This is a genomic window from Actinomadura sp. B10D3 (assembly GCF_039871695.1).
GTDB classification, from domain to species: domain Bacteria; phylum Actinomycetota; class Actinomycetes; order Streptosporangiales; family Streptosporangiaceae; genus Spirillospora; species Spirillospora madurae.
Genome location: NZ_JBDPLY010000034.1, coordinates 83,638 through 106,483 on the forward strand (window position 1 = coordinate 83,638; position 22,846 = coordinate 106,483).

Sequence of the window (22,846 nt, forward strand, 5' to 3'; positions counted from 1 at the left end):
GGGGCCCGCCCGGGCGGGCCCCCGGCCGTCAGGACGCCCGCTCCCGCTCGGCGGCGAGCTGGAGGGCCACGTCGATGATCATGTCCTCCTGGCCGCCCACGTACCCGGCCTCGCCGACCTTCTGCAGGATCTCGTGCGCCGGGACGCCGTACCGCTCGGCGGCGCGCTCGGCGTGCAGCAGGAAGCTGGAGTACACGCCCGCGTACCCCTGGGTGATCGCGCCGCGGTCGGCGAACGGCAGCCGGTCCAGGAACGGCTTCACCACGTCGTCGGCCGCCGCCATCGCGCCCTGCACGTCCACGCCGGTCGGGACGCCGAGCCGCTCGAACGTCGCGACCAGCACCTCGGTGGGGGAGTTGCCCGCCCCCGCGCCGAGCGCGCACAGCGCCCCGTCGATCTGCCGGGCGCCGTTCTGCTGCGCCAGGACGGAGTTCGCGACGCCGAGCGACAGGTTCTGGTGGCCGTGGAACCCCACCTGCGCCTCGGGCCCGATCTCCTTGACCAGCGCGCTGATCCGCTCCTGCGCCTCGCCGAGGACCAGGGCGCCGGCGGAGTCGACGACGTAGACGCACTGCGCGCCGCCGTCCACCATGATCCGCGCCTGCTTCGCCAGCTCCTCGGGGCCGATCCGGTGCGACAGCATGAGGAACCCGACGGTCTCCATGCCGAGGTCGCGGGCGGCGGCGAAGTGCTGCAGCGACACGTCCGCCTCGGTGCAGTGCGTCGCGATCCGGGCGACGGACGCGCCCGCGTCGTGCGCCATCCGCAGGTCGTTCACGGTGCCGCAGCCCGGCAGCAGCAGGACGGCGATCTTCGCGCGGGTCGCCTCGTCCACGGCCGCGGCGACGAGCTTGACGTCGTCCTCCAGCGAGAAGCCGTAGTTGAACGACGAGCCGCCGAGGCCGTCGCCGTGGGTGACCTCGATGACCTCCACCCCGGCGGAGTCGAGGGCGTGCACGACGCCGCGGACCTGCGCCTCGGTGAAGCGGTGCGCCATCGCGTGGCTGCCGTCCCGCAGCGTCGAGTCGGTGATCCTGATCTTCTCTGCACTCATGAGGTGGCCTTTCTGCGCGCAAGCTGCTCGCCGACCCGGGCCGCCGCCGCGGTCATGATGTCGAGGTTCCCGGCCCAGGGCGGCAGGTAGTCGCCGTTGCCGCGCACCTCCAGGAACACCGCGACGCGGGCCATCCCGTTCCAGATCTCGCGGGGCTCGTCGAACTGCGGCTCGGCCCGCAGCGTGTAGCCGGGGACGTAGGTCGCGACCTCCGCGACCATCTTCTCGATCGACTCCGCGACCGCCCCGGTGTCGGCGTCCGGCGGGATCGCGCAGAACACCGTGTCCCGCATGATCATCGGCGGGTCGACCGGGTTCAGGATGATGATCGCCTTGCCCCGCCCGGCGCCGCCGATCTGCTCGATCGCGCGGGCCGTGGTCTCGGTGAACTCGTCGATGTTCGCGCGCGTGCCGGGCCCGGCCGAGCGGGACGCGATGGACGCGACGATCTCCGCGTACGACACCGGGACGACCGACGACACCGCGTGCACGATCGGGATCGTCGCCTGCCCCCCGCACGTGATCATGTTGAGGTTGGGGGCGTCCGACAGCGAGTCCAGGTTCACCGGCGGGCACACCAGCGGGCCCGCCGCGGCCGGCGTCAGGTCGATCGCCGTGATCCCCGCCTCCTCGTAGCGCGGGGCGTTCGCCAGGTGCGCCTTCGCCGAGGTCGCCTCGAAGACGATGTCGGGGAGCTCCGGCTGCTTCAGCAGCCAGTCCACCCCCTCCGCCGACGCCGGGACGCCCATCTTGCGGGCCCGTTCGAGCCCGTCCGACTCGGGGATCACCCCGACCATCGAGTGGACGTCGATCAGCTCGCTGCGCTCCAGCTTGACCAGCAGGTCGGTGCCGATGTTCCCGGGCCCGACGATCGCCGCGGTCAACTTGCTCATGCTTCCTCCCCTCCAAATTGAGCGGTCACGGACCCGAGCCCGGCGAACGTGGCCGTCAGCGTCTCGCCGGGGGCGACCGGGACGGCGGCGGTGATCGAGCCGGGCAGCACGACGTGGCCCGCCTCCAGCGACGCGCCGCGCTCGCCGAGGACGTTCGCCAGCCACACCAGCGCGTTGATCGGCGAGCCCAGCACCGCGCCGCCCGCGCCGGTGTCGATCAGGTCGCCGTCGCGGCGCAGCAGGCAGCCCATGAGCGACAGGTCCTGGTCGTCCAGCCGGACCGGGCGGGTGCCGAGCACGACGCCGCCGCTGGAGGCGTTGTCCGCGATCGTGTCCGGCAGGGTGATCTTCCAGTCCGCGATGCGGGAGTCGATGACCTCCAGCGCCGGGAGCACGTACTCGACGGCCGCGACGGCGTCCGCCGCGGTCGCGCCGGGCCCGGAAAGCGGGCGGCCGAGCACGAACGCGACCTCCGGCTCGATCCGCGGCTGCAGGAACCGGCCGGTGTCGATCGGGCCGCTCTCCGGCAGGAACATCGTGTCCAGCAGCACGCCGAAGTCCGGCTGGTCGACGCCCATCTGGCGCTGCATCGCGGCCGAGGTCAGCCCGACCTTGTGGCCCTTGATCCGGGCGCCGCGGGCGGTCCACGCGTCGACCTGGGCGAGCTGGACCGCGTAGGCGTCGGCCACCGACATGTCCGGATGGTCCTTCGTCAGCGGCGCGATGGGAGTGCCGGTGGCGTACGCGTCGAGCAGCGCGGCCGCGGCCTTCTCCACGGAACCCGGGTCCATGGGCGGTCCTTTCCTTGCGCGGGCAGGTGTCGTCTGGGCATGGCGAGCCTCTCCCGGCCGCGGCACCGCGGGCAACGCGTCCGTCCCGTGTGGTGAGACACTTCTTCCATGCCGCCGGACGGGAGCTTCCTGCGCCGTGCCGTCGCGGTTCTCACCGCGTTCCGCCCGGACGACGACGCGCTCGGTTCCGCCGAGCTCGCCCGCCGCAGCGGCCTGCCGCGGTCGACAGCGCACCGCATCGCCGTCGACCTGGTCGAGGCCGGGCTGCTGGAGCGGCAGGGCACGCGGGTGCGGCTCGGGCTGAAGCTGTTCGAGATCGGGCAGCGGGTGCCGCGCCAGCGGGTGCTGCGGGACGCCGCCCTCCCCTACATGTCGGACCTGCGGGAGGCGACGCGGCAGACCGTCCACCTGGCGGTGCTGGAGGGCGGCGAGGTGGTGTACGTGGAGATCCTCGGCTCCTCCGGCGGGCCGCGGCTCCCGTCCCAGATCGGCGGCAGGCTGCCCGCGCACGTCACCGGGGTCGGCAAGGCGATCCTGGCGTTCTCCCCGCCGGAGGCGGTGCAGGGCGTGCTGGAGTCCGGGCTGGTCAAGACCAGCGAGCGCAGCGTCACCGCGCCGGGCCTGCTCGCCAGGGAGCTGGAGCGGATCCGGCGCGAGCGCGTCGCCTACGACCGGGAGGAGTCCGGCGCGGGGATCGTGTGCGCGGCGAGCCCCGTCCTCGGCGCCGACGGCCTCGCCCTCGGCGCCCTGTCGGTGTCCGGCTGGTCGGCCACGATGCGGCTCGCGGCGGTCGCGCCGGCCGTCCACACCGCCGCGCTCACCCTGTCGCGCACCCTCGGCGGCTAGTCCGGCAGGTGCCGGGCCAGCAGCTGCGCCAGGTGCTCCCCGCCGCGGTCCGCGAGCTCGCTCAGCTGCGTCCGGCAGCTGAACCCGTCGGCGAGCACCACCTCGCCCGTCCCGGTCTTGCGGACGGCCGGGAGCAGCCGGTGCTCGGCGATCGCGACCGACACGTCGTGGTGGCCCTTCTCGACGCCGAAGTTCCCGGCGAGGCCGCAGCAGTCGCCGAGCCGGGCGACGTCCGCGCCCGCCTCCCTCAGCAGCGCGGCGTCCTTCGTCCAGCCCATGACGGCGTGGTGGTGGCAGTGCGGCTGCGCGATCCCGGTGACGCCGGACAGGTCGGGCGGGGTCCAGCCGGGGGTCTCGGCGAGCAGCTCGGCCAGGGTGCGGGTCGCGGCGGCCACCTCGCGCGCCGCCGCGGCGTCCACGCCGTGCAGCAGCTCCTCGGCGTCGGACCGCAGCACGCCGGTGCAGGACGGCTCCATCCCGACGACCTTCGCGCCCCGCCGCACATGGGGGAGCAGCGCCCGGACCGTGCGGCGGGCCTGCGCCCGCGCCCCGTCGAGCTGGCCGGTCGAGATCCACGTGATCCCGCAGCAGACGGGCCGCTCCGTCACTTTGACGCGGTAGCCGGCGTGCTCCAGGACCCGCACGGTCGCCCGCCCCACGTCGGGGGAGAACGCGTCGGTGAAGCTGTCCACGAACAGCACGACGTCGCCGTTGCGGCCCTCCGGGCTGCGGTGGGACGCGAACCAACGCCGGAAGGTCACCGGCGCGAACGCCGGCAGCGTCCGCCGCCGGTCGATCCCGGCGCCCCACGCGACCAGCGGTCTCAGGGCTCGCGACCGCATCGCCGCGTTCATCGCCCGGATCGCCGCGGGCGCCTTGGCCGCGAGCCGCGTCCAGCGCGGAAGCCACCCGAGGGCGTAGTGGGCGCGCGGCCGGATCCTGCCCTTGTAGCGCTGGTGCAGCGCCTCGGCCTTGTAGGACGCCATGTCGATCCCGGTCGGGCAGTCGGACGCGCAGCCCTTGCACGACAGGCACAGGTCCAGGACGTCGTGCAGGGCCTCGGACCTCCAGCCGTCCGGGCCGAGCTTTCCGCTGACGACCTCCTGCAGGACCCTGGCCCGGCCGCGCGTGGAGTCCTTCTCCTCCCGGGTCGCGAGGTAGGACGGGCACATCACCCCGCCCGCACCGGTGTTGTCGGCGCGGCACTTGCCCACGCCCGTGCACCGGTGCACGGCCCGGGACAGGTCGCCGCGGTCGTCCCGGTAGGCGAGACCGAGGCCTCGGTCGAGCGGGATGAGCTGGACGGCGCGCACGTCGGCGTCCACGGGAGCCGGTCGCACCACGATGCCCGGGTTCAGCACCCCTCCGGGGTCGAAGATGTCCTTGACCTCGGCGCACAGCGCGAGCGCCTCCGGCGAGTACATGTGCGGCAGCAGCTCGCTGCGCGCCCGCCCGTCGCCGTGCTCGCCGGACATGGTGCCGCCGTGCCGGGCCGCCAGCGCGGCCGCCTCGTTCAGGAAGTCGCGGAACACCCGCCTCCCGTCCGCGCGCCCGAACGGGAAGTCGATCCGGACATGGATGCAGCCGTCGCCGAAGTGCCCGTACGGGACGCCGAACAGGTCGTGCTCGCCGAGCAGCGTCTCGAACTCCCGCAGGTAGGCGCCGAGCCGCTCGGGCGGGACGGCCGCGTCCTCCCACCCGGCGTGCGCCTGCTCGCCCTCGGGCGTGCGCGCGACGAGCCCGGAGCCGTCCTCGCGGATGCGCCACAGCGCGTCGGCCAGCGCCATGTCCTCGACCAGCATCGAACCGGTGCAGCCGGACTCGGCGACGACCTTGCCCGCGGTGGCGCGCAGCGCCCCCGGCTCGGGCCCGGCCAGCTCGACGAGCAGCCACCCGGAGCCGGCCGGCAGCGGCGGCACCGCGTCCGGGCCGCGCCGCTCGCGGACCACGATCGTGATCCGCGAGTCCAGCCCCTCGCACGCCACCGGCCCGTGCGGGAGGATCGCCGGGACGGCGTCGGCGGCCTCGGCCATCGACCCGTACCCCAGCACCACCAGCAGCCGGCACGCGGGCTCGCGCACCATCCGCAGCCGCGCCGCCATGGTCAGCGCCAGCGTCCCCTCGGTGCCGACCAGGGCCCGCGCGACGTCGAACCCCTTCTCCGGCAGGAGGTGCTCCAGCGAGTAGCCGGAGACCTGGCGGCCCAACCGCCCGAACTCCGTCCGGATCAGCGCGAGGTTCTCACCGGCCAGTTCCCGCAGCCGGTCGAGGAGCGCGCCGCCGGTCGTCGCGCCCGGCACGTCCCCGAGGCGCAGCCGCTCCCCGGAACCTGTGACCACGTCGAGCCCGAGCACGTTGTCGCTCGTCCGCCCGTACCCGAGCGCCCGCGACCCGCACGCGTTGTTGCCGATCATCCCGCCGAGGGTGGCCCGCGTCCGGGTGGACGGGTCGGGCCCGAACCGCAGCCCGTGCCCCGCCGCCACCTCGTGCAGCCGCGCCTGCACGATCCCGGGCTCGACCAGCGCCGTCCCCGCCTCCGGGTCGATCTCCAGCACCCGGTTCAGGTGCCGGCTCACGTCGACGACGACGCCGGGACCGACCGCGTTGCCCGCGATGGACGTCCCGCCGCCCCGCATGGTCAGCGGCACCCCGGCGTCCCGGCACACCTCCAGCACGGCCGGCAGCTCGCCCGCCTCCCGGGGCGTCACCACGACCTGCGGCGGCACGCGGTACAGCGAGGCGTCCGACGCGTACATCGAGCGCGCGAGCGCGGAATCGTCCACCCCGCTCACCCCGGCCCGCCGGAGCGCGCCCGCCAGCTCCCCCTGCTCACGATGGTCGGTCACGGTGACAACGGTAGGTCATCGGCCTGCGACGCCAGGCAGGAGCCCGCCACCGGACCCGGGGGGTTCTGCAGGAGGGCGCGGGGGAGCGCGGTAACGTCCGGAGCGACCGACACCGATCACCGCCCGGTACGCCCTCGGAGGCCCCTCGTGCTCGCCGTCACCACCGCCGACGTACGGATCTTCCTGCATGTGCTCGCCGCGACGATCTGGGTCGGCGGGCAGATCACGCTGGGCGCCCTCGTGCCCGCGCTGCGCGGCTACGAGGGCGTCACCAAGGTCGCGGCCCGCCGCTTCAACGCGGTCGCCTGGCCCGCGTTCGCGGTGCTCGTCCTCACCGGCGTCTGGAACATCACCTCGGGCGACATCGGGGGCCCCGCGCAGCGGACCCTGGAGGTGAAGCTGGTGTTCGTGCTGCTGTCCGGGGTGGCCGCCTTCCTGCACACCCGCGCCACGTCCAAGGCGGGGCTGGCCGTGTGGGGGGCGCTCGGGGCGCTGGGCGCCCTCGCCGCGCTGTTCTTCGGCGTCCAGCTCGGCTGATCACCGGAGGTGTCCCGCACTCCCGGGACACCGGAACGCCCCAGGTCAGGACCATCGTCCCTTTCCGTGACGGCGCCGTCACGCCCACGCTGGAAGGTGGGCCCCGCCTGGCGCGAGGGACGGGTGAGACCCGTTCCTGAACCTCCCTCGCGGCCGCCCTTCAGGGGGACGACATGAGGCAGATCATGCTCGTGGCGGCAGCGGCGCTGACGGCGGCGATCCTGGTGGTCGCCGGTACCGTCGCGTACTTCAGGCTGAACCCGGACGACTCCCGCGACGCCGGCCGGGTCGCCGATCCCGGCACCTCGGCGCCGGCGAACACGCCCACGCAGGAGCAGAGGCCGACCGCTCCGCGCCCGACCGTCACGATCACCGAGGACAGGACCCTGCGGCCGCAGCCGCCCGCGGAACCGCCCGCGACCGCCGGCGCGGACGAGGCCTTCCTGGCCATGATCGCCGCGGACGGGATCACGGCGCCGGACGACTGGGCGATCGAGGCGGGCAACGCGACCTGCGGCGAAGACTACGAGGACGCCCGCGAGTACCTGACGGACGGCGGGCTGTACGAGCACCACGTCCAGACCTTCCTGGACGACTGGATGATCACGCACGGCGGCTGCTGACGCCCTCCCGGCAGCGTCCGGCGAGCAGTTCCAGCGCGTCCAGCAGCTCGGGCGGGCCGTCCACCTCGAACCCGGCGTCGAGCATCAGGACGTTGAGCGCGAGCCGGTGCGGGGTGTCGCCGCTCGCGTGGACCACGCAGCGCCCGCCGTCCAGCGGCTCGACGAGGACGGAGGCCGGCACCCGGGCCGAGATCTCCGCGGCCGGCGCGTGCACGGTGACGCGGGCCTGGTGGTGCGCCAGCGCGGCGTCCACCCCGCGCGGCACCAGGTCCTCGGGAGGCGGCTCGCGCGGGGTGAACCGCGGGCCCTCGGGGGTCCGGGGAACGAGCCGGTCGACGCGGAACGTCCGCCAGCCGTCCCGGGCGACGTCCCACGCGGTCAGGTACCAGCGGCGGCCGGTGTGGACGAGCCGGTACGGCTCGACGTCGCGGACGGTCTCGCTCCCGTCGTGCTTCCGGTAGCCGAACCGCAGCCGCCGGTGGTCGCGGCAGGCCGCGGCGACCGCGGCGAGGACGTCGGCCGAGACGGTCGGACCGCCCGGCGTCAGCCGCGTCGTGTAGTCGTGCAGCGCGCCGACGCGGCGCCGCAGCCGGGACGGCAGGACCTGCTCCAGCTTGGCGAGCGCCCGCACGCTCGTCTCCTCGATCCCGGTGACGGTGCCGCCGGCGGCGGTGCGCAGGCTGACCGCCACGGCCACGGCCTCCTCGTCGTCCAGCAGCAGCGGCGGCAGCGCGGCGCCCGCGCCGAGCCGGTAGCCGCCGGCCGCCCCGGGCACCGCGTGCACCGGATATCCGAGGTCGCGCAGCTTGCCGATGTCGTAGCGGACGGTCCGGACGCTGACCTGCAGCCGCTCGGCGAGTTCGGCGCCCGTCCAGTCCGCGCGGGTCTGCAGCAGCGACAGCAGGCGGAGCAAGCGGGCGGATGCTTCGAGCATGTCCCGATTCTCTCCCCAATCGCTGCAAGGATCTTGCCGCAATGGGCGGAAGGCTGGGGTCATGAGCGAAGACATCCGCCCCTTCCGCATCGACATCCCGCAGTCCGACCTGGACGACCTGCGCGACCGGCTGGCCCGGACCCGGCTGCCCGGCCAGTTGCCCGGCACCGGCGCCGAGCGCGGCGTCCCCGAGGACCGGCTCCGCGAGCTGGCCGACCACTGGGCCGGCGGCTACGACTGGCGCGTCCACGAGGCGCGGCTCAACGAGCACCCCCAGTTCGTCACCGAGATCGACGGCCAGCGGATCCACTTCCTGCACGTCCGCTCGCCCGAGCCGGACGCGACGCCGCTGATCCTCACGCACGGCTGGCCGGGCTCGGTCGTGGAGTTCCTCGACGTCATCGGCCCGCTGACCGACCCGCGCGCCCACGGCGGCGACCCCGCGGACGCGTTCCACCTCGTCATCCCCTCGATCCCGGGCTTCGGGTTCTCCTCGCCGCTCGCCGCCACCGGCTGGGACCTGCACCGCATCGCCGAGGCGTGGGCGGTGCTGATGGAGCGCCTCGGCTACGACCGCTACGGCGCCCAGGGCGGCGACTACGGGTCGGGGATCTCCCGCGAGCTCGGCCACGTGGCGCCCGAGCGGCTGATCGGCGTGCACGTCAACTTCCTGCTCACGTTCGGCTCGCCGGAGGGGCTGGACGAGGCGGACCGGGAGCGGCTCGCGGGGCTGGAGCGCTTCACGTCCGACATGGGCGGATACATGGCGATCCAGTCGACCCGCCCGCAGACCCTCGCCTACGGCCTCGCCGACTCCCCGGCCGGGCAGCTCGCGTGGATCGCCGAGAAGTTCGCCGAATGGACCGAGGACGGCGTCGATCGCGACGCGCTGCTGACCAACGTCACCCTCTACTGGCTGACCAACACGGCGGGCTCCTCGGCGCAGCTCTACTACGAGGCGTCCCGCACCTGGGGCGGCAAGGGGGCCTCGCCCGTCCCGACCGCGGTGGCCGTCTTCCCACACGAGGCCGCGCTGCCCGTCCGTGCGCTGGCCGAGCGGACCGACAAGATCGTCCGCTGGACGGAGTTCGAGCGCGGCGGCCACTTCGCCGCGCTGGAGCAGCCGGACCTGCTCGTGTCCGACGTCCGGGCCTTCTTCCGGGAACTGGCCGCCGGGTAGATCGTCTAGGTTTGGGCCCATGAGCGATTCTGTGGCGGTGGGGCTGGTCGGGGCGGGGCCCTGGGCCGGGATGGTGCACGCACCCGCGCTGGCGGCGGGGCCGTCCACCCGCCTCGCGGGCGTGTGGGCGCGGCGGCCGGAGGCGTCGGCCGAGCTGGCCGGAAAGCACGGCGCGCCCTCGTTCGCGCGGATCGAGGACCTGTTCGACGCCTGCGAGGCCGTCGCGTTCTCCGTCCCGCCGGACGTCCAGGCCGGCCTCGCCGCCCGGGCGGCCCAGGCGGGCAAGGCCGTCCTGCTGGAGAAGCCCCTCGCCATGGACCTGGACGGCGCCCGCCGCGTCGCCGGCGCGATCGCCGAGGCGGGCGTCGTCTCCCAGATGGTCTTCACGCTGCGCTACTCGCGCGCCGCCCGCGCCTTCCTCGCCCGCGCCGCGGAGCTGGAGCCGTTCGGCGGCTACGGGTCGTTCGTCTCCTCCGTGCTGAGCGGCGGGCCCTTCGCCACCCCGTGGCGGCTGGAGAAGGGCGCGCTGCTCGACCTCGGCCCGCACATCGTCGACCTGCTGGACGCCTCGCTCGGCCGGGTCGCCGGCGTCCGCGCGCACGGCGACCCCCTCGGCTGGCTCGGGCTGACGCTGGAGCACGAGGGCGGCGCGGTCAGCCAGGCGTCGGTGTCGATGGCGGGGCACGGGGAGCTGCCGCCCGCCCGCGTGGAGGTGTACGGACGCAACGGGCACGCGCAGCTCGACTGGTCGCAGCTCGGCGACGACGCGTTCGCGACGATGGTGTCGGAGTTCGCGGCGGCGGTCCGCGGCGGCCCGAAGCCGCTGCTGGACGCCGCGCACGGCCTGCGGATCCAGGAGGTCCTCGCCGCGGCCGAGGCCCAGCTGGCGGGTTAGCGCAGATTCCCGATTGGCTTCATATGAAATGGCCTGCCATCCTGGATCCCATGGCTCGCACCATCGATGAGATCCTTGCCGAAGCCCGCGGCAGGCTGGAGCGCATCCACCCCGACCAGGCCCACGCCGAGGCGCGCGACGGGGCGGTCCTCGTCGACATCCGCCCGGCGGCCCAGCGCGCCGACGAGGGCGAGGTGCCCGGCGCGCTGATCGTCGAGCGCAACGTCCTGGAGTGGCGGTTCGACCCGTCCTCGAACGCCAGGCTGCCGGAGGCCACCGGCCACGACCTGCGCGTCATCGTGCTCTGCTCGGAGGGCTACACCTCCAGCCTCGCCGCCGCGTCCCTGCACGACCTCGGCCTGACCCGCGCGACCGACGTCGTCGGCGGGTACAAGGCGTGGCGCGCGGCGGGCCTCCCGACCACCGGGGGCGCGGGCCGTTGAGCGTCGTCGCGCTGGTGGGCAACCCGCGGCCCGGGTCCCGGACGCTCGGCGTGGCGCACACGGCCGTGCGGGCCGTGCAGGAGCGGATCGAGAAGGCGGGCGAGGCGCAGACCGTCGACCTGTCGGCCCTGGCGCCCGGCCTGCTCAGCGCCGACCCGCCGCCCGAGGTGCGGGACGCGGTGGACACCGTCGGCGGCGCGGACGTGCTGGTCGTGGCGAGCCCGACCTACAAGGCCACCTACACCGGGCTGCTCAAGGTGTTCCTCGACCGGTTCGGCGCGGGCTCGCTCGCGTCCACGTCCGCCCTGCCGCTGCTGGTCATGGGTGACGCCAAGCACTCCCTCGCGGTGGAGACACATCTGCGTCCGCTCCTGGTCGAGTTGGGCGCGCACGTCCCGACCCCGGGCCTGGCCCTGCTTGAGTCGCAGATCCCGGACGCCGGCGCGGTGGTCGGCGCCTGGATCGCCCGGATCGCCCCGCAGGTCACCGGCTTCCTCGCCGCCCGCTGACGGCCCGCCCGCCGAGCCCGGCCCGGCTCCCGGGCGCGGGCCTCGGCGTCGTGACGTCTCAGGAGTGGGGGAGGAAGCGGCCGAAGAGCCCGCGCTGGTAGAGCAGCGGGCGGTCGTCGTCCCTCGGCTCGGCACGCGTGACCAGGCCGACTGGATCACGCGCACTCCCCGTCCCGCCACCAGGTTGACGTCAAAAGTTAGTTTTCCTACTTTGAAGGTGAACAATCCGAGGGGGGACGGCATGACCACGCCGAAGACCGGGCCCGCCTACGCGAGCCCCGCCGACATCGGCGCCTACGGTCCCTACGGGCCGGGGCGGGTGGACGTGAAGAACGGCTGGAAGCGGCCGCGCTACCCCTTCCAGGGCCGCATCACGGCCGACGGGTCGAGCGGGTTCCGCGCCGAACCCGGCCGCTACCACCTGTACGTGGCTTGGGTCTGCCCCTGGGCGCAGCGCACCGCCATCGTCCGAACCCTCACGGGACTGGACGACGTCGTCTCCCTCTCCTACGTCGACGACGAACGGGACGCACGCGGCTGGGCGTTCCGCGAGCGGCGCGGCGCCGACCCGGTCAACGGCTTCGCGTTCCTGCAGCAGGCGTACGAGGCGACCGCCCCCGGCTACCCGGGCCACCTGTCGGTGCCCGTCCTGTGGGACCGCGAGACGGGCCGGATCGTCAGCAACAACTTCCCCGACATCACGATCGACCTCGGCACGGCGTTCGCCGAGTGGGCCGACCCGTCGGTACGGCCCTACCCGCCCGACCTCCGCCCCGAGATCGACTACCTGAACGCCTACATCTACGAGTACGTCAACGACGGGACCTACAAGGTCGCCGGGGCCACGACCCAGGCCGCCTACGAGGACGCCCGCGAAGGGCTCATCGCGGCGCTGGAACTGCTGGAGGAGCGGCTCGACTCCCGCCGCTTCCTGCACGGGGGCACGATCACCGAATCGGACGTCCGCCTGTGGGTGACGCTGGCGCGCTTCGACCTGCTCTACAACCCTCTCGGCCGGATCAGCGAGCGTGGGCTGACCGACTTCCCGAACCTGTGGGGCTACGCCCGCGACCTCTACCAGCGGCCCGCCTTCCGCGACACGACCGACTTCTCGGCCTTCCACGCGGACAAGCCGCCCTTCCTCAACGACGGCCCGCGGCGCATCGAGGTGGAGCCGTACCGGGCGGACTGGGACGCCCCGCACGACCGCGACCACCTTTACCGGTGACCGGCCCGGGATGACCCGGGGAGTTGAGGTCTTAACATTCGTGATGTTAACTTTCTGTCCCGGCGTTGCGCGAGCGCCGTCCGGACGGAGGAGCGGGGCATGAGCGACCGGCATCGGCCGGCGCCCGCCGAGCGGCGGGACGCGATCGCCGAGGCGGTGCTCGCCCGGGGCTCGGGGACGGCGGCGGAGTTCGCCGAGCGCTTCGGCGTCAGCCTCATGACGATCCACCGTGACCTGGACGAGCTGGAACGGCAGGGCGTCGTCCGCAAGTACCGCGGCGGGGTCACCGCCCTGCGGTCGGGGGTCTTCGAGAGCGGCGTCGCCTACCGGGCCCGGTCGATGCGCGAGGAGAAGGAGGCCATCGCCGCCGCGGCGGTGGAGCTGGTCGAGCCCGGCATGGCGGTCATGCTCGACGACTCCACGACGGCCCTGGCCGTCGGCCGGCGGCTGCGCGACCTCGCCCCGCTGACGATCGTCACGAACTTCCTCGACGGGCTCAACCTGCTGTCCGCGGCGGAGGGCATCAAGCTGATCGCGCTCGGCGGCGACCACGACCCCCTGCACAACTCGTTCATGGGCGTCTCCTGCGTGGAGATGATCGAGTCCCTGCGGGCCGACCTGTGCTTCGTGTCGGCGTCGGCGGTGTCGGGCGGCGACGTCTGCCACCGGGAGCAGCGGGTCGTCGGGGTGAAGCGGGCCATGCTGCGCAGCGCCGTGCGCAGCGTCCTGCTGGTGGACCACACGAAACTGGGCCGCACCGCGCTGCACAGGGTGGCTCCGCTCTCCGCCTTCGACCGCGTGATCGTGGACGACGGCGCCTCGCCCGCCGCGCTCGGGGACCTCGCGAACCGCCAGGTGGAGTACGCGGTCGCCGCCCGCTCGCGCCGCTGACCGGGCGTTAGAACTAACACACCAGACCAAGTTACTTAACGCCCGAGTGTTGACAGTTCTAACGTTTCTAGTGTTACGTTCTCACCGCGACGGCCGGTGGCCCCGGTCACACGGCCGCCGTATCGGCTCCCCCGCCCTTCTTCACGGGCGTACACCGAGGAGAACTCAGTGAAGAAGCACTCGCTCAGGACGGCGGCCGCGACGGCCGCGGCGCTCGCCGTGCTCGCACCGATGGCGGCATGCTCGTCCAAGAGCCCGGGATCCGGCGGCGGCGACGCGAAGAACGCCAAGATCGCGTTCCTCATGCCGGACATCGCCTCGACCCGCTACGAGCTGTACGACGCCCCCCTGTTCAAGGCGAAGACCAAGGAGCTGTGCGGCGGCTGCACGGTGCTGTACCAGAACGCCGGCGCCGACGCGTCCAAGCAGCAGCAGCAGGCGAGCTCGGTGCTCGCCCAGGGCGCCAAGGTGATCGTCATCGACCCGGTCGACTCCGCCGCGGCGGCGTCGATCGTCCGGATGGCGCAGTCCCGCGACGTCAAGGTGATCGCCTACGACCGCCCCATCCCGGCGGCCAAGGCCGACTACTACGTCTCGTTCGACAACGAGAAGATCGGCGCGCTGATCGGCCGGTCGCTCGTCGACCACCTGAAGAAGGAGAAGGCCGAGGGCGGGCTCCTGGAGGTCAACGGCTCCCCGACGGACGCCGCCGCCAACCTCATCAAGAAGGGCATCCACAGCGCCGTCGACCCGAGCGGGTTCAAGCTGCTCGCCGAGTACGACACCCCCGGCTGGGAGCCCGCGAAGGCCCAGGCGTGGGTCAGCGGCCAGATCAGCAAGTACCGCGGGCAGATCGCCGGCGTCGTCGCGGCGAACGACGGCACGGGCGGCGGCGCGATCGCCGCGTTCAAGGCCGCCGGCGTGGACGTCCCGCCGGTCACCGGCAACGACGCCGAGCTGGCCGCCGCGCAGCGGATCATCGCCGGCGACCAGTACAACACCATCTCCAAGCCGATCAGGATCGTCGCGGAGGCCGCGGCCAACGCCGCCCACGCGTTCGTCCAGGGCCAGACGCCGAAGGGCAACACGACGCTGTTCGGCACCCCGTCGGAGCTGTTCACCCCGACGGTCGTCACCAAGGACAACGTCGGCAAGGTCCTGCTCGGCCCGGACGGCGCCCTCAAGACCGACAAGGTCTGCACCGCCGAGTACGCGGCGGCCTGCGCGAAGCTCGGCCTCCAGTAGCGATCTCCCGAAGGTTCGTCATGTCACCATCGCCCACTCCACCGGCCGGCGCGGCGGGCACCCTGCTGTCGCTGCGCGGCGTGAGCAAGTCGTTCGGTGCGGTCGCCGCGCTCACCGGCGTCGACCTCGACGTCGCCGCCGGCGAGGTCGTCGCCCTCGTCGGCGACAACGGGGCCGGGAAGTCCACCCTCGTGAAGGTCCTGTCCGGCGTCCACCCACCGGACGCGGGGACGATCACCTTCGAGTCCAGGGAGGTGGCCATCCCGACCCCGGCCGCCGCCCAGCAGCTCGGGATCGCGACCGTCTTCCAGGACCTCGCGCTCTGCGAGAACCTCAATGTGATCGAGAACCTGTTCCTCGGCCGCGAGCTGCGGGCGCTGCGCCTGGACGACGTCGCGATGGAGGTCCGCTCCCGGGAGCTGCTGACCCAGCTCTCGGCGAAGATCCCCTCGGTGGAGGTACCGGTCGCGGCGCTGTCCGGCGGCCAGCGCCAGACGGTGGCGATCGCCCGCTCGCTGCTCGGCGACCCGAAGGTCATCATCCTGGACGAGCCGACCGCCGCCCTCGGCGTCGCGCAGACCGCCGAGGTGCTCAACCTGATCGAGCGGCTCAGGGAGCGCGGGCACGGCGTCATCATGATCAGCCACAACATGGCGGACGTGACGGCCGTCGCCGACACCGTCGCCGTGCTCCGCCTCGGCCGCAACAACGGCGTGTTCGACGCCCGGACGACGTCGGCCGAGGAGCTGGTCGCCGCCATCACCGGCGCCACGGACAACGTGGTCAGCCGCCGCGCCGGCAAGGCCGACTCTGACACGAGAGCCGGCGACGCGAGCGACGACGACCCGGCACCCCTGGAAGACACGTCGCCCGAAGGAGACACGACGCCGCAAGCAGGCGCAGCCGTCCAGGGGGAGAGCGAGGGGGCGGACGCGGAGACCGGGGACGTCGGTCCGGAGGAGCGGGAGCGGGCTTTGCCGGGCAGGGTGAGGAAGGGAGCCGGTGATGAGTGACCTCCTGGCGCCGCCGGAGACGAAGAGCGGCCCGCCGGACGTGTCCGGGGACCGGGGCGTGCGGGGCGCGGTGGCGGCGATGGCCGACCGGGTGCGCGGCGGCGACCTCGGTGTGGCGCCGGTCGTCGCGGGGCTGGTCGTGATCTGGACCGTGATGCAGATCCTCAACCCGGTCTTCCTGTCCAGCGCCAACCTCGTCAACCTGGCGCTGGAGTGCGTGCCGGTCGGCGTGATCGCGCTCGGCGTGGTGTTCATGCTGCTGGTCGGGCAGATCGACCTGTCCGTAGGGTCGATCAGCGGGCTCAGCGCCGCGGTGGTCGCGGTGCTGTTCGTCGACCACGGCTGGCCGTCCTGGCTGGCGATCCTCGCCGCGGTGGCGCTGGCCGTCGCGCTCGGCTGGTTCTACGCGCAGGTGTTCAACCGGCTCGGCGTCCCCAGCTTCGTGATCACCCTGGCCGGGCTGCTCGGCTGGCTCGGCCTGCAGCTGTGGATCCTCGGCCCCAAGGGGTCGATCAACCTGCCGTTCGACTCGCGGATGGTGACGTTCGCGCAGCTCGACTTCCTCCCGCCGTGGCTGGCCTACACGCTGGTCGTCGTGGCGGCGGCCGCGCTCTACCTGACCGGCCACAACCGGGCCGCGCAGCGGCGCAGGGCGGGACTGCCGGCGACGTCCGAGCGGACGCTGATCCTCCGCGCGGCGGTGCTGCTGGCCGGACTCGGCGTGGCGGTCTGGTACCTGAACCGGGACCGCGGGGTCGGGTGGATGTTCGTCCTGTTCCTGGCGCTGGTGCTGGTGACGCACTACGCCCTGTCCAGGACGAGGTACGGCAAGTCGATGTACGCGGTCGGCGGCAACGTCGAGGCGGCCCGCCGCGCGGGCATCAACGTGAAGACGATCTACACCTCGGCGTTCGTCATGTGCACCGTGCTCGCCGCGATCGGCGGCATCCTCGCGGCGGCGCGGCTGGCGGCGGCCAACCAGAGCAGCGGCGGCGGGGACGTCAACCTGAACGCGATCGCGGCGGCGGTCATCGGCGGGACGAGCCTGTTCGGCGGGCGCGGCAACGCGTTCGCGGCGCTGCTCGGCATCCTGGTCATCCAGTCGATCTCCAGCGGGCTGACGCTGCTGAACCTCGACTCGTCCTACCGCTTCATGGTCACCGGCGCCGTCCTGCTGCTGGCCGTGGCGCTGGACTCGGTGGCCCGCAGGTCGCGCGCCACGCACGGGCGCGCCTGACCGCACGATGGGATCACTACGCAACGGACGGGGGAGCCGATGACGGTCGTCTGCGTCGACGCCGGGACCACGATGATCAAGGCGGTGGGGTACGCCGAGGACGGCGCCGAGCTCGCCGTCGCGAGGCGGCCCACCGCGGTGACCGGTCCCGCGCCGGGGTATGCCGAGCAGGACATGGCGGAGGTCTGGCGGGCCGTCGCGGACGCGGTCCGCGAGGTCCTCGCCCGGACCGGCACCGGCGCCGACCTGCTCGCGCTCACCGCGCAGGGCGACGGGAGCTGGCTGGTGGACGGCGACGGCGCCCCCACCGGCCCGGCGATCCTGTGGAACGACGGCCGCGCCGCCGCGACCGTCGAGCGCTGGGCGGCCTCCGGGGTGCTGGAGGAGGCGTTCCGGGTGAACGGCTCGCTGCACTTCGCCGGCCTGCCGAACGCGATCCTGACCTGGTTGAGCGAGCACGACCCCGACCGGCTCGCCCGCTCGGCGGCGTCGCTGACCTGCGGCGGCTGGATCTTCTCCCGCCTCACCGGGGAGATCGCGGTGGACGGCTCGGACGCGTCCGCGCCGTTCATCGACATCGCGGCGCTCCGCTACAGCGACGACCTGCTGCGCCTGTACGGGATGGAATGGGCCCGGCGCCTGCTGCCCGGCCTGCGCGGCGACGACCGGCGCACCGCCCCGCTCGCGCCGGACGCCGCGGCCGAGCTCGGGCTGCCGGCCGGCGTCCCCGTCGTCCTCGCCCCCTACGACATCGCGTCCACCGCGATCGGCGCCGGCGCCGTCGACACCGGCCAGGCCTGCACGATCCTCGGCACGACGCTGTGCACGGAGATGGTCGTGGACGGGCCCCGGCTCGCCGGCGAACCGTCCGGGCTCACCGTCGCGATGGGCCTGCCCGGCCGCTACCTGCGGGCCTTCCCGACGCTTGCCGGCGGGCAGGTCGTCGACTGGGCCTGCCGGATCCTCGGCCTCGGAGCCCCGTCCGACCTCGCCGAGCTGGCGGCGCGGGTCCCGCCGGGCGCGGACGGCCTGGTCTTCCTGCCGTACCTGTCGCCCGCCGGGGAGCGCGCACCGTTCCTCGACCCGCAGGCCCGCGGCGCCTTCCACGGCCTCACCGTGCTCCACGGGCGGGAGCACATGGCCCGCGCCGTCCTGGAGGGGCTGAGCCTGGTCGTCCGCGACTGCCTGACCGCGGCCGAGACCCTGCCGACCGAGCTGCGGGTGAGCGGCGGCGGCTCGGCGAGCCCGATCTGGCTGGAGATGCTGGCCGACGTCACGGGCGTCCCGGTCGTCCGGTCCGCCGACGAGGAGTGCGGTGCCCGCGGCGCCTTCATCGTCGGGCTCCTCGCGACCGGCCGGGCCCGCGACGCCCGCGAGGCTGCCGACGCCCACATCCGCCCCGGCGACACCTACACGCCGGACGCCGCCCGCGCCGCCCACTACGCGCAGGCGTACGAGGACTTCCTGGCCGTCCGCACCGCGACGGCCCCCGCCTGGCCCACCCTCGCCGCCGCCCGCGCGCGCACCGGCCCGGAGAAAGAGGTCGCCCGACCGGAGGACGCGGGCCTGTGAGCACCGTGCCCGGCGCGGAGGCCGTGTGGGTCGGCGTCGACCTGGGGACGCAGGGGGTGCGTGCGCTGGCCGTCACCGAGTCCGGGACGGTGGCCGGCTCCGGGAGCCGCCCGCTGACCGGGCGCCGCGACGGCCCCCGTCACGAGCAGGACCCCGAGGACTGGTGGACCGCCGTGGCCGCCGCGTGCCGGCAGGCCCTGCGGGACGTCCCGCCCGCGGCGGTCCAGGGCGTCGCCGTCGACGGCACGTCCGGGACGATCCTCCTCACCGACACCGGCGGACGCCCCCTCACCCCGGCGCTGATGTACGACGACACGCGCGCCGCCGGATACGTGCCGCGGGTCGACGACGCCGGCGGCGAGGTGTGGCGGAGGCTCGGCTACCAGCGCATGCAGCCCGCCTGGGCTTTGCCGAAGCTGCTCTGGCTCCTGGACGATCACCCGCGCGGCGGAGCCCGGCTCGCCCACCAGACCGACTTCGTCAACCGGCGGCTGACCGGCCACCCGGTGGCCGCGGACCTCAGCAGCGCGCTGAAGACGGGCGCCGACCTCATCGCCGAGGCGTGGCCGGGGGACGTGTTCGACGCCCTGGGCGTCCCCGCCGACCTGCTCCCGCCGCTGGAACGCTCCGGAACGCCTCTCGGGACGGTCTGCGGCCCCGCCGCCGAGGCCACCAGCCTCCCGGAGGGCACCCCGGTCATCGCGGGGGCCACCGACGGGTGCGCCGCGCAGCTCGGCACGGGACGGCTCACCGCCGGGTCCTGGAACTCGGTCCTCGGGACGACGCTCGTCCTCAAGGGCGTCACCGACGACCTCGTCCACGACCCGTTCGGCGTGGTCTACTCCCACAAGGCACCGGACGGGCGGTGGCTGCCCGGCGGCGCGTCCAGCACCGGCGCCGGCGCGATCGCCCGCGAGTTCCCCGGCCGCGACCTGGCCGACCTGGACCGCCGCGCCGCCGCCCACGAGCCGGCGACGGCGCTCGCCTACCCGCTCGTCCCGGTGGGGGAGCGGTTCCCGTTCCTCGCCCCCGACGCCCGCGGGTTCCGGCTCGGCGGGACGGGCGACGAGGCCGACGACTTCGCCGCCGTCCTGCAGGGCGTCGGCTACCTGGAGCGGCTCTGCTTCGACCACCTCGACCTGCTCGGCGCCCCCACCGGCGGCGACCTGACGCTGACGGGCGGCGCGGCGCGCAGCGACTACTGGTGCCAGCTGCGCGCCGACATCCTCGGGCGCCCGGTCGTGCTGCCCCGGCAGGCCGAGCCCGCGCTCGGCGCCGCCGTCCTCGCCGCCGCGCCCGGCCGCGACATCGCGGAGGCGGCCGGGCGGATGGTCGCCGTCCGGACCGTCATCGACCCGCGCCCGGACAGGGCCGGCGTGTTCGACGCCCCCTACCTGCGGCTGGTGGACGAGCTCGAACGGCGCGGCTGGCTGCCCGCCGAGACCGCCGGGCACGCACGCGAGAGGACATCCCGATGACGCGCCTCGTCCTCGTCCGGCACGGGGAGACCGAATGGCACGCCGAGAACCGGTACGCCGGGACCAGCGACGTCGCGCTGACCCCGCGCGGCCTGGAGCAGGCCAGACGGCTCGCCGCGTGGGCGGCGGGCGCGCGGCCAGATGCGGTGTGGTGCTCGGACCTGACCCGCGCCCGGCGCACGGCCGCACGGTCCGCCGAGGCGGTCGGCGCGCGGCTCCACGTCGACGAACGGCTGCGCGAGCTGGACTTCGGCCAGGGCGAGGGCCTCACCCGCGCCGAGATGGAGCGCAAGTTCCCCGCCGAGCTGCGCGCGTTCCTGGACGACCCCGTCGCCGCCCACCTGCCCGGCGGCGAGGACCCCGACGCCGCCGCGCGCCGCTTCACCGGCTGCCTGGACGACATCGCCGGCCGGACGCCCGGCGGACGCGTCCTCGTCGTCGCGCATTCCACGGCGATCCGGCTGGCGCTCTGCCGGCTGCTGGGGGTGCCGCTCAAGGACTACCGGCGGCGGTTCCCGTCGCTGGGCAACTGCGCACTGACCGAGATACGGCTCCGGGACGGCGAGGCCGCCCTCCTGGAGTTCAACACCCCACTGGAGCGATGAATGAGTACCCGCGTGCTCGCGGCCGGTGACCTTTTCGTCCGCAACGAGCTGCTCATCGAGGCGCTGCGCGCCGAGGCGCCCGGCGGCCTGGAGTTCTCGGAGGTCACGCTGCCGTGGCCGGTCGAGCCGTTCGGACGCGTCGCCGAGGTGGACGAGGCGTCCGGGACCGAGGAGCAGCTCATCGAGGCCCTGCGCGGCGTCGAGGTCTGCGTCACCCAGATGGCGCCGCTGACCCGCCGCATCCTGGAGGCCTCGCCCGGCCTGCGGCTGTTCGGCATCAGCCGCGGCGGGCCCGTCAACGCCAACCTGGAGGCCGCCACCGAGCACGGCGTCGCCGTCTGCTTCGCGCCCGGACGCAACGCCGACGCCACCGCCGAGCACACCCTCGGCCTGATCCTCGCCGCGGTGCGCCGCATCCCCCAGACGCACGCCGACCTGCTGGCCGGGCAGTGGCGCGGCGACTACTACCGCTACGACGACGTCGGCGTCGAGATCCGCGGCAGCACGGCCGGCCTCGTCGGCTGCGGCGCCGTCGGCCGCCGCGTCGCCCGGATGCTCGCCGCGCTCGGCGCCCGCGTCCTCGTCCACGACCCGTATCTGGACGACCTCGGCGACCTGTCCGGCATCGCCGAGCAGGTGACGCTGGACGAGCTGCTGGCGCGGGCGCAGATCGTCTCGCTGCACGCCCGCGCCACCCCGCAGACCACCGGGATGATCGGCGCCGCGCAGATCGCGGCGATGCCGCCCGGCTCGATCATCGTCAACTGCGCCCGCGGATCGCTGCTGGACTACGAGGCGGTGTGCGACGCCGCCGAGTCCGGGCACCTGTTCGCCGCCGCCTTCGACGTCTTCCCCGAGGAGCCCATCCCGGCCGGGTCGCGGCTGCTGACCACCCCGAACATCATCGTGACGCCGCACCTGGCCGGGGCCAGCAAGCAGACCGCCGCCAACGCGGCCCGCATCATCGCCGAGGACGTCGGCCGCCACCTGCGCGGCGAGCCCCTCCTGCACTGCGCCAACCCCGAGGTACGGCAGGCCGCCCGGTCCGCCCGCCCCTAGAGCCCCGCGAAACCCCCACCCACGAGGAGGCACGAATGCGCACACCCGGACTCGGCGAGGTCGCTCTCACCCGCCGCGGAGTCCTCGGCTACGCGGGCGCCGCCACGCTCGCCGGAGCCGCCCTGCTGGCCGGGGCCCGCCCCGCCGCGGCCGCCGGCCCGTCCTACACCTTCGACCTGCTCTTCAACGTCCCCCACACCGACAACATGCAGGGCCTTGCCTACGCCCGCGGCAGCTTCTACGTCGGCTTCGACGTGGGCGGCGGCAACGGCGTCATCCGCGAGTACGACCGCGACGGCAACACGATCAAGGAGAGCGCGCCGCTCGCCGTCGGGCACGCCGCCGAGATCAGCGTCCGCGACCGGGACGGCCTCCTCTACGTCGCCACCGGCGGCGGCACGAACCCGACGAAGGTCAACGTCGTGGACTGGCGCGGCGAGCCGAAGATCGTCCGCACCATCGACTTCGCCTCCCTCGGCAACTCCGGCCTCGCCGCGGTCGACAACCGGCGGGACGGCCTGCTCGTGCACGCCGGACCGGGCGACCAGGGCCCGTTCGTGTTCGCGTTCACCGACCTCAAGGGCAACGTCCGCTCGACCTTCGACCTCGGCTACCAGGGCGTCCCGCAGGGCCTGGAGATGGCCGGGGACAAGGTCCTCTACTACACCAACAACACCATCACCGTGCTGGACCGGGCCGGGACGATCCTGGACGCGATCACGATCCCGCTGACCGGGGAGAGCGAAGGCCTGGCCGTCGCGCCCGCCGGGCGGGGCACCCGCGTCTTCTTCGGCTACAACAAGCCCAACCGCGTGTACGCGATGACGCCCGTGTTCCGCTGATCCGACCAGGCGCGCGGCCGGGTTCCGTCCGTACCTCCCGTCCCGGCCGCGCGCCTTCCAATATCTACGCACGGGACGTGCAATTTCGGCAGGCGATTTCACGCTTTGCTTAGTGGTCGGCCCCG

Annotated in this window: 21 protein-coding genes and 1 pseudogene; 17 read left to right on the plus strand and 5 right to left on the minus strand. The window is 74.0% G+C overall.

Annotated features, from left to right (window positions below; genetic code table 11):
- Positions 1-28 precede the first annotated feature (28 nt).
- The 3 genes from dmpG to ABGB11_RS36055 are packed head-to-tail and all read right to left on the minus strand — an operon-like array spanning position 29 to position 2,738.
- On the minus strand, positions 29-1,054 hold the full coding sequence (gene dmpG, locus ABGB11_RS36045) for a 4-hydroxy-2-oxovalerate aldolase (protein WP_347639971.1): 1,026 nt from the start codon (positions 1,052-1,054) through the stop codon (positions 29-31).
- Positions 1,051-1,947, minus strand: coding sequence for an acetaldehyde dehydrogenase (acetylating) (locus ABGB11_RS36050; RefSeq protein ID WP_347639972.1), 897 nt, complete (start codon positions 1,945-1,947; stop codon positions 1,051-1,053). Before ABGB11_RS36050 ends, dmpG begins: the two co-directional genes overlap by 4 nt.
- A complete protein-coding gene (locus ABGB11_RS36055) occupies positions 1,944-2,738 on the minus strand; it encodes a 2-keto-4-pentenoate hydratase (protein WP_347639973.1) in 795 nt (264 codons plus the stop codon). Before ABGB11_RS36055 ends, ABGB11_RS36050 begins: the two co-directional genes overlap by 4 nt.
- Positions 2,739-2,846: 108 nt before the next feature.
- Here ABGB11_RS36055 and ABGB11_RS36060 point away from each other — a divergent pair, with 108 nt between their 5' ends.
- A complete protein-coding gene (locus tag ABGB11_RS36060) occupies positions 2,847-3,584 on the plus strand; it encodes an IclR family transcriptional regulator (protein WP_347639974.1) in 738 nt (245 codons plus the stop codon).
- Here the strand turns inward: ABGB11_RS36060 and ABGB11_RS36065 are convergent.
- Complete coding sequence (locus ABGB11_RS36065) at positions 3,581-6,430, minus strand: FAD-linked oxidase C-terminal domain-containing protein (protein ID WP_347639975.1); 2,850 nt, start codon at positions 6,428-6,430, stop codon at positions 3,581-3,583. The two genes, ABGB11_RS36060 and ABGB11_RS36065, sit on opposite strands and share 4 nt — an antisense overlap.
- 147 nt (positions 6,431-6,577) lie before the next feature.
- Between ABGB11_RS36065 and ABGB11_RS36070 the strand changes: the two genes are divergently transcribed.
- Together ABGB11_RS36070 and ABGB11_RS36075 are read left to right on the plus strand one after the other, a co-directional pair.
- The gene (locus ABGB11_RS36070; protein WP_347639976.1) at positions 6,578-6,967 is read left to right on the plus strand and encodes a hypothetical protein; all 390 of its coding nucleotides are present in this window, start codon (positions 6,578-6,580) and stop codon (positions 6,965-6,967) included.
- Between the two features lie 173 nt (positions 6,968-7,140).
- Positions 7,141-7,590, plus strand: a complete 450-nt coding sequence (locus ABGB11_RS36075) for a DUF732 domain-containing protein (protein WP_347639977.1) — start codon at positions 7,141-7,143, stop codon at positions 7,588-7,590.
- Here the strand turns inward: ABGB11_RS36075 and ABGB11_RS36080 are convergent.
- Complete coding sequence (locus ABGB11_RS36080) at positions 7,571-8,524, minus strand: WYL domain-containing protein (protein WP_347639978.1); 954 nt, start codon at positions 8,522-8,524, stop codon at positions 7,571-7,573. The two genes, ABGB11_RS36075 and ABGB11_RS36080, sit on opposite strands and share 20 nt — an antisense overlap.
- A gap of 61 nt (positions 8,525-8,585) precedes the next feature.
- Between ABGB11_RS36080 and ABGB11_RS36085 the strand changes: the two genes are divergently transcribed.
- The 14 genes and pseudogenes from ABGB11_RS36085 to ABGB11_RS36150 all read left to right on the plus strand — a co-directional run bounded on the left by ABGB11_RS36085 (position 8,586) and on the right by ABGB11_RS36150 (position 22,721).
- Complete coding sequence (locus ABGB11_RS36085) at positions 8,586-9,704, plus strand: epoxide hydrolase family protein (RefSeq protein ID WP_347639979.1); 1,119 nt, start codon at positions 8,586-8,588, stop codon at positions 9,702-9,704.
- Between the two features lie 19 nt (positions 9,705-9,723).
- Complete coding sequence (locus tag ABGB11_RS36090) at positions 9,724-10,599, plus strand: Gfo/Idh/MocA family oxidoreductase (RefSeq protein ID WP_347639980.1); 876 nt, start codon at positions 9,724-9,726, stop codon at positions 10,597-10,599.
- A gap of 50 nt (positions 10,600-10,649) precedes the next feature.
- Positions 10,650-11,042: a rhodanese-like domain-containing protein gene (locus ABGB11_RS36095; RefSeq protein WP_347639981.1), complete on the plus strand. Its 393-nt coding sequence runs from the start codon at positions 10,650-10,652 to the stop codon at positions 11,040-11,042.
- Positions 11,039-11,551 carry an NAD(P)H-dependent oxidoreductase gene (locus ABGB11_RS36100; protein WP_347639982.1) on the plus strand — a complete coding sequence of 171 codons (513 nt, stop codon included), beginning with the start codon at positions 11,039-11,041 and terminating at the stop codon, positions 11,549-11,551. The genes ABGB11_RS36095 and ABGB11_RS36100 overlap by 4 nt, the downstream gene beginning before the upstream one ends.
- Before the next feature lie 241 nt (positions 11,552-11,792).
- Positions 11,793-12,779, plus strand: a complete 987-nt coding sequence (locus ABGB11_RS36105) for a glutathione S-transferase C-terminal domain-containing protein (protein ID WP_347639983.1) — start codon at positions 11,793-11,795, stop codon at positions 12,777-12,779.
- A gap of 99 nt (positions 12,780-12,878) precedes the next feature.
- Positions 12,879-13,670: a DeoR/GlpR family DNA-binding transcription regulator gene (locus ABGB11_RS36110; RefSeq protein WP_347639984.1), complete on the plus strand. Its 792-nt coding sequence runs from the start codon at positions 12,879-12,881 to the stop codon at positions 13,668-13,670.
- 168 nt (positions 13,671-13,838) lie between these two features.
- Positions 13,839-14,915: a sugar ABC transporter substrate-binding protein gene (locus tag ABGB11_RS36115; RefSeq protein WP_347639985.1), complete on the plus strand. Its 1,077-nt coding sequence runs from the start codon at positions 13,839-13,841 to the stop codon at positions 14,913-14,915.
- 20 nt (positions 14,916-14,935) lie between these two features.
- Positions 14,936-15,718, plus strand: a pseudogene (locus tag ABGB11_RS36120) (ATP-binding cassette domain-containing protein); the annotation flags it as partial.
- A gap of 202 nt (positions 15,719-15,920) precedes the next feature.
- Positions 15,921-17,165: a sugar ABC transporter permease gene (locus tag ABGB11_RS36125; RefSeq protein WP_347639986.1), complete on the plus strand. Its 1,245-nt coding sequence runs from the start codon at positions 15,921-15,923 to the stop codon at positions 17,163-17,165.
- Between the two features lie 39 nt (positions 17,166-17,204).
- Positions 17,205-18,737: an FGGY-family carbohydrate kinase gene (locus tag ABGB11_RS36130; RefSeq protein WP_347639987.1), complete on the plus strand. Its 1,533-nt coding sequence runs from the start codon at positions 17,205-17,207 to the stop codon at positions 18,735-18,737.
- Positions 18,734-20,215, plus strand: a complete 1,482-nt coding sequence (locus ABGB11_RS36135) for an FGGY family carbohydrate kinase (RefSeq protein ID WP_347639988.1) — start codon at positions 18,734-18,736, stop codon at positions 20,213-20,215. The genes ABGB11_RS36130 and ABGB11_RS36135 overlap by 4 nt, the downstream gene beginning before the upstream one ends.
- A complete protein-coding gene (locus ABGB11_RS36140) occupies positions 20,212-20,820 on the plus strand; it encodes a histidine phosphatase family protein (RefSeq protein ID WP_347639989.1) in 609 nt (202 codons plus the stop codon). The genes ABGB11_RS36135 and ABGB11_RS36140 overlap by 4 nt, the downstream gene beginning before the upstream one ends.
- Positions 20,821-21,879, plus strand: a complete 1,059-nt coding sequence (locus ABGB11_RS36145) for a 2-hydroxyacid dehydrogenase (protein ID WP_347639990.1) — start codon at positions 20,821-20,823, stop codon at positions 21,877-21,879.
- A gap of 35 nt (positions 21,880-21,914) precedes the next feature.
- Entirely contained in the window at positions 21,915-22,721 is an 807-nt protein-coding gene (locus ABGB11_RS36150) for a hypothetical protein (RefSeq protein WP_347639991.1), read from the plus strand.
- The last annotated feature ends 125 nt before the right edge of the window (positions 22,722-22,846 follow it).

What these genes read in the sequence shown, in the direction of transcription:
- dmpG (WP_347639971.1), bottom strand. Translation starts at nt 1,054, where the DNA reads ATGAGTGCAGAGAAGATCAGGATCACCGACTCGACGCTGCGGGACGGC.
- ABGB11_RS36050 (WP_347639972.1), bottom strand. Translation starts at nt 1,947, where the DNA reads ATGAGCAAGTTGACCGCGGCGATCGTCGGGCCCGGGAACATCGGCACC.
- ABGB11_RS36055 (WP_347639973.1), bottom strand. Translation starts at nt 2,738, where the DNA reads ATGGACCCGGGTTCCGTGGAGAAGGCCGCGGCCGCGCTGCTCGACGCG.
- ABGB11_RS36060 (WP_347639974.1), top strand. Translation starts at nt 2,847, where the DNA reads ATGCCGCCGGACGGGAGCTTCCTGCGCCGTGCCGTCGCGGTTCTCACC.
- ABGB11_RS36075 (WP_347639977.1), top strand. Translation starts at nt 7,141, where the DNA reads ATGAGGCAGATCATGCTCGTGGCGGCAGCGGCGCTGACGGCGGCGATC.
- ABGB11_RS36080 (WP_347639978.1), bottom strand. Translation starts at nt 8,524, where the DNA reads ATGCTCGAAGCATCCGCCCGCTTGCTCCGCCTGCTGTCGCTGCTGCAG.
- ABGB11_RS36085 (WP_347639979.1), top strand. Translation starts at nt 8,586, where the DNA reads ATGAGCGAAGACATCCGCCCCTTCCGCATCGACATCCCGCAGTCCGAC.
- ABGB11_RS36090 (WP_347639980.1), top strand. Translation starts at nt 9,724, where the DNA reads ATGAGCGATTCTGTGGCGGTGGGGCTGGTCGGGGCGGGGCCCTGGGCC.
- ABGB11_RS36095 (WP_347639981.1), top strand. Translation starts at nt 10,650, where the DNA reads ATGGCTCGCACCATCGATGAGATCCTTGCCGAAGCCCGCGGCAGGCTG.
- ABGB11_RS36105 (WP_347639983.1), top strand. Translation starts at nt 11,793, where the DNA reads ATGACCACGCCGAAGACCGGGCCCGCCTACGCGAGCCCCGCCGACATC.
- ABGB11_RS36110 (WP_347639984.1), top strand. Translation starts at nt 12,879, where the DNA reads ATGAGCGACCGGCATCGGCCGGCGCCCGCCGAGCGGCGGGACGCGATC.
- ABGB11_RS36125 (WP_347639986.1), top strand. Translation starts at nt 15,921, where the DNA reads ATGAGTGACCTCCTGGCGCCGCCGGAGACGAAGAGCGGCCCGCCGGAC.
- ABGB11_RS36130 (WP_347639987.1), top strand. Translation starts at nt 17,205, where the DNA reads ATGACGGTCGTCTGCGTCGACGCCGGGACCACGATGATCAAGGCGGTG.
- ABGB11_RS36140 (WP_347639989.1), top strand. Translation starts at nt 20,212, where the DNA reads ATGACGCGCCTCGTCCTCGTCCGGCACGGGGAGACCGAATGGCACGCC.
- ABGB11_RS36145 (WP_347639990.1), top strand. Translation starts at nt 20,821, where the DNA reads ATGAGTACCCGCGTGCTCGCGGCCGGTGACCTTTTCGTCCGCAACGAG.
- ABGB11_RS36150 (WP_347639991.1), top strand. Translation starts at nt 21,915, where the DNA reads ATGCGCACACCCGGACTCGGCGAGGTCGCTCTCACCCGCCGCGGAGTC.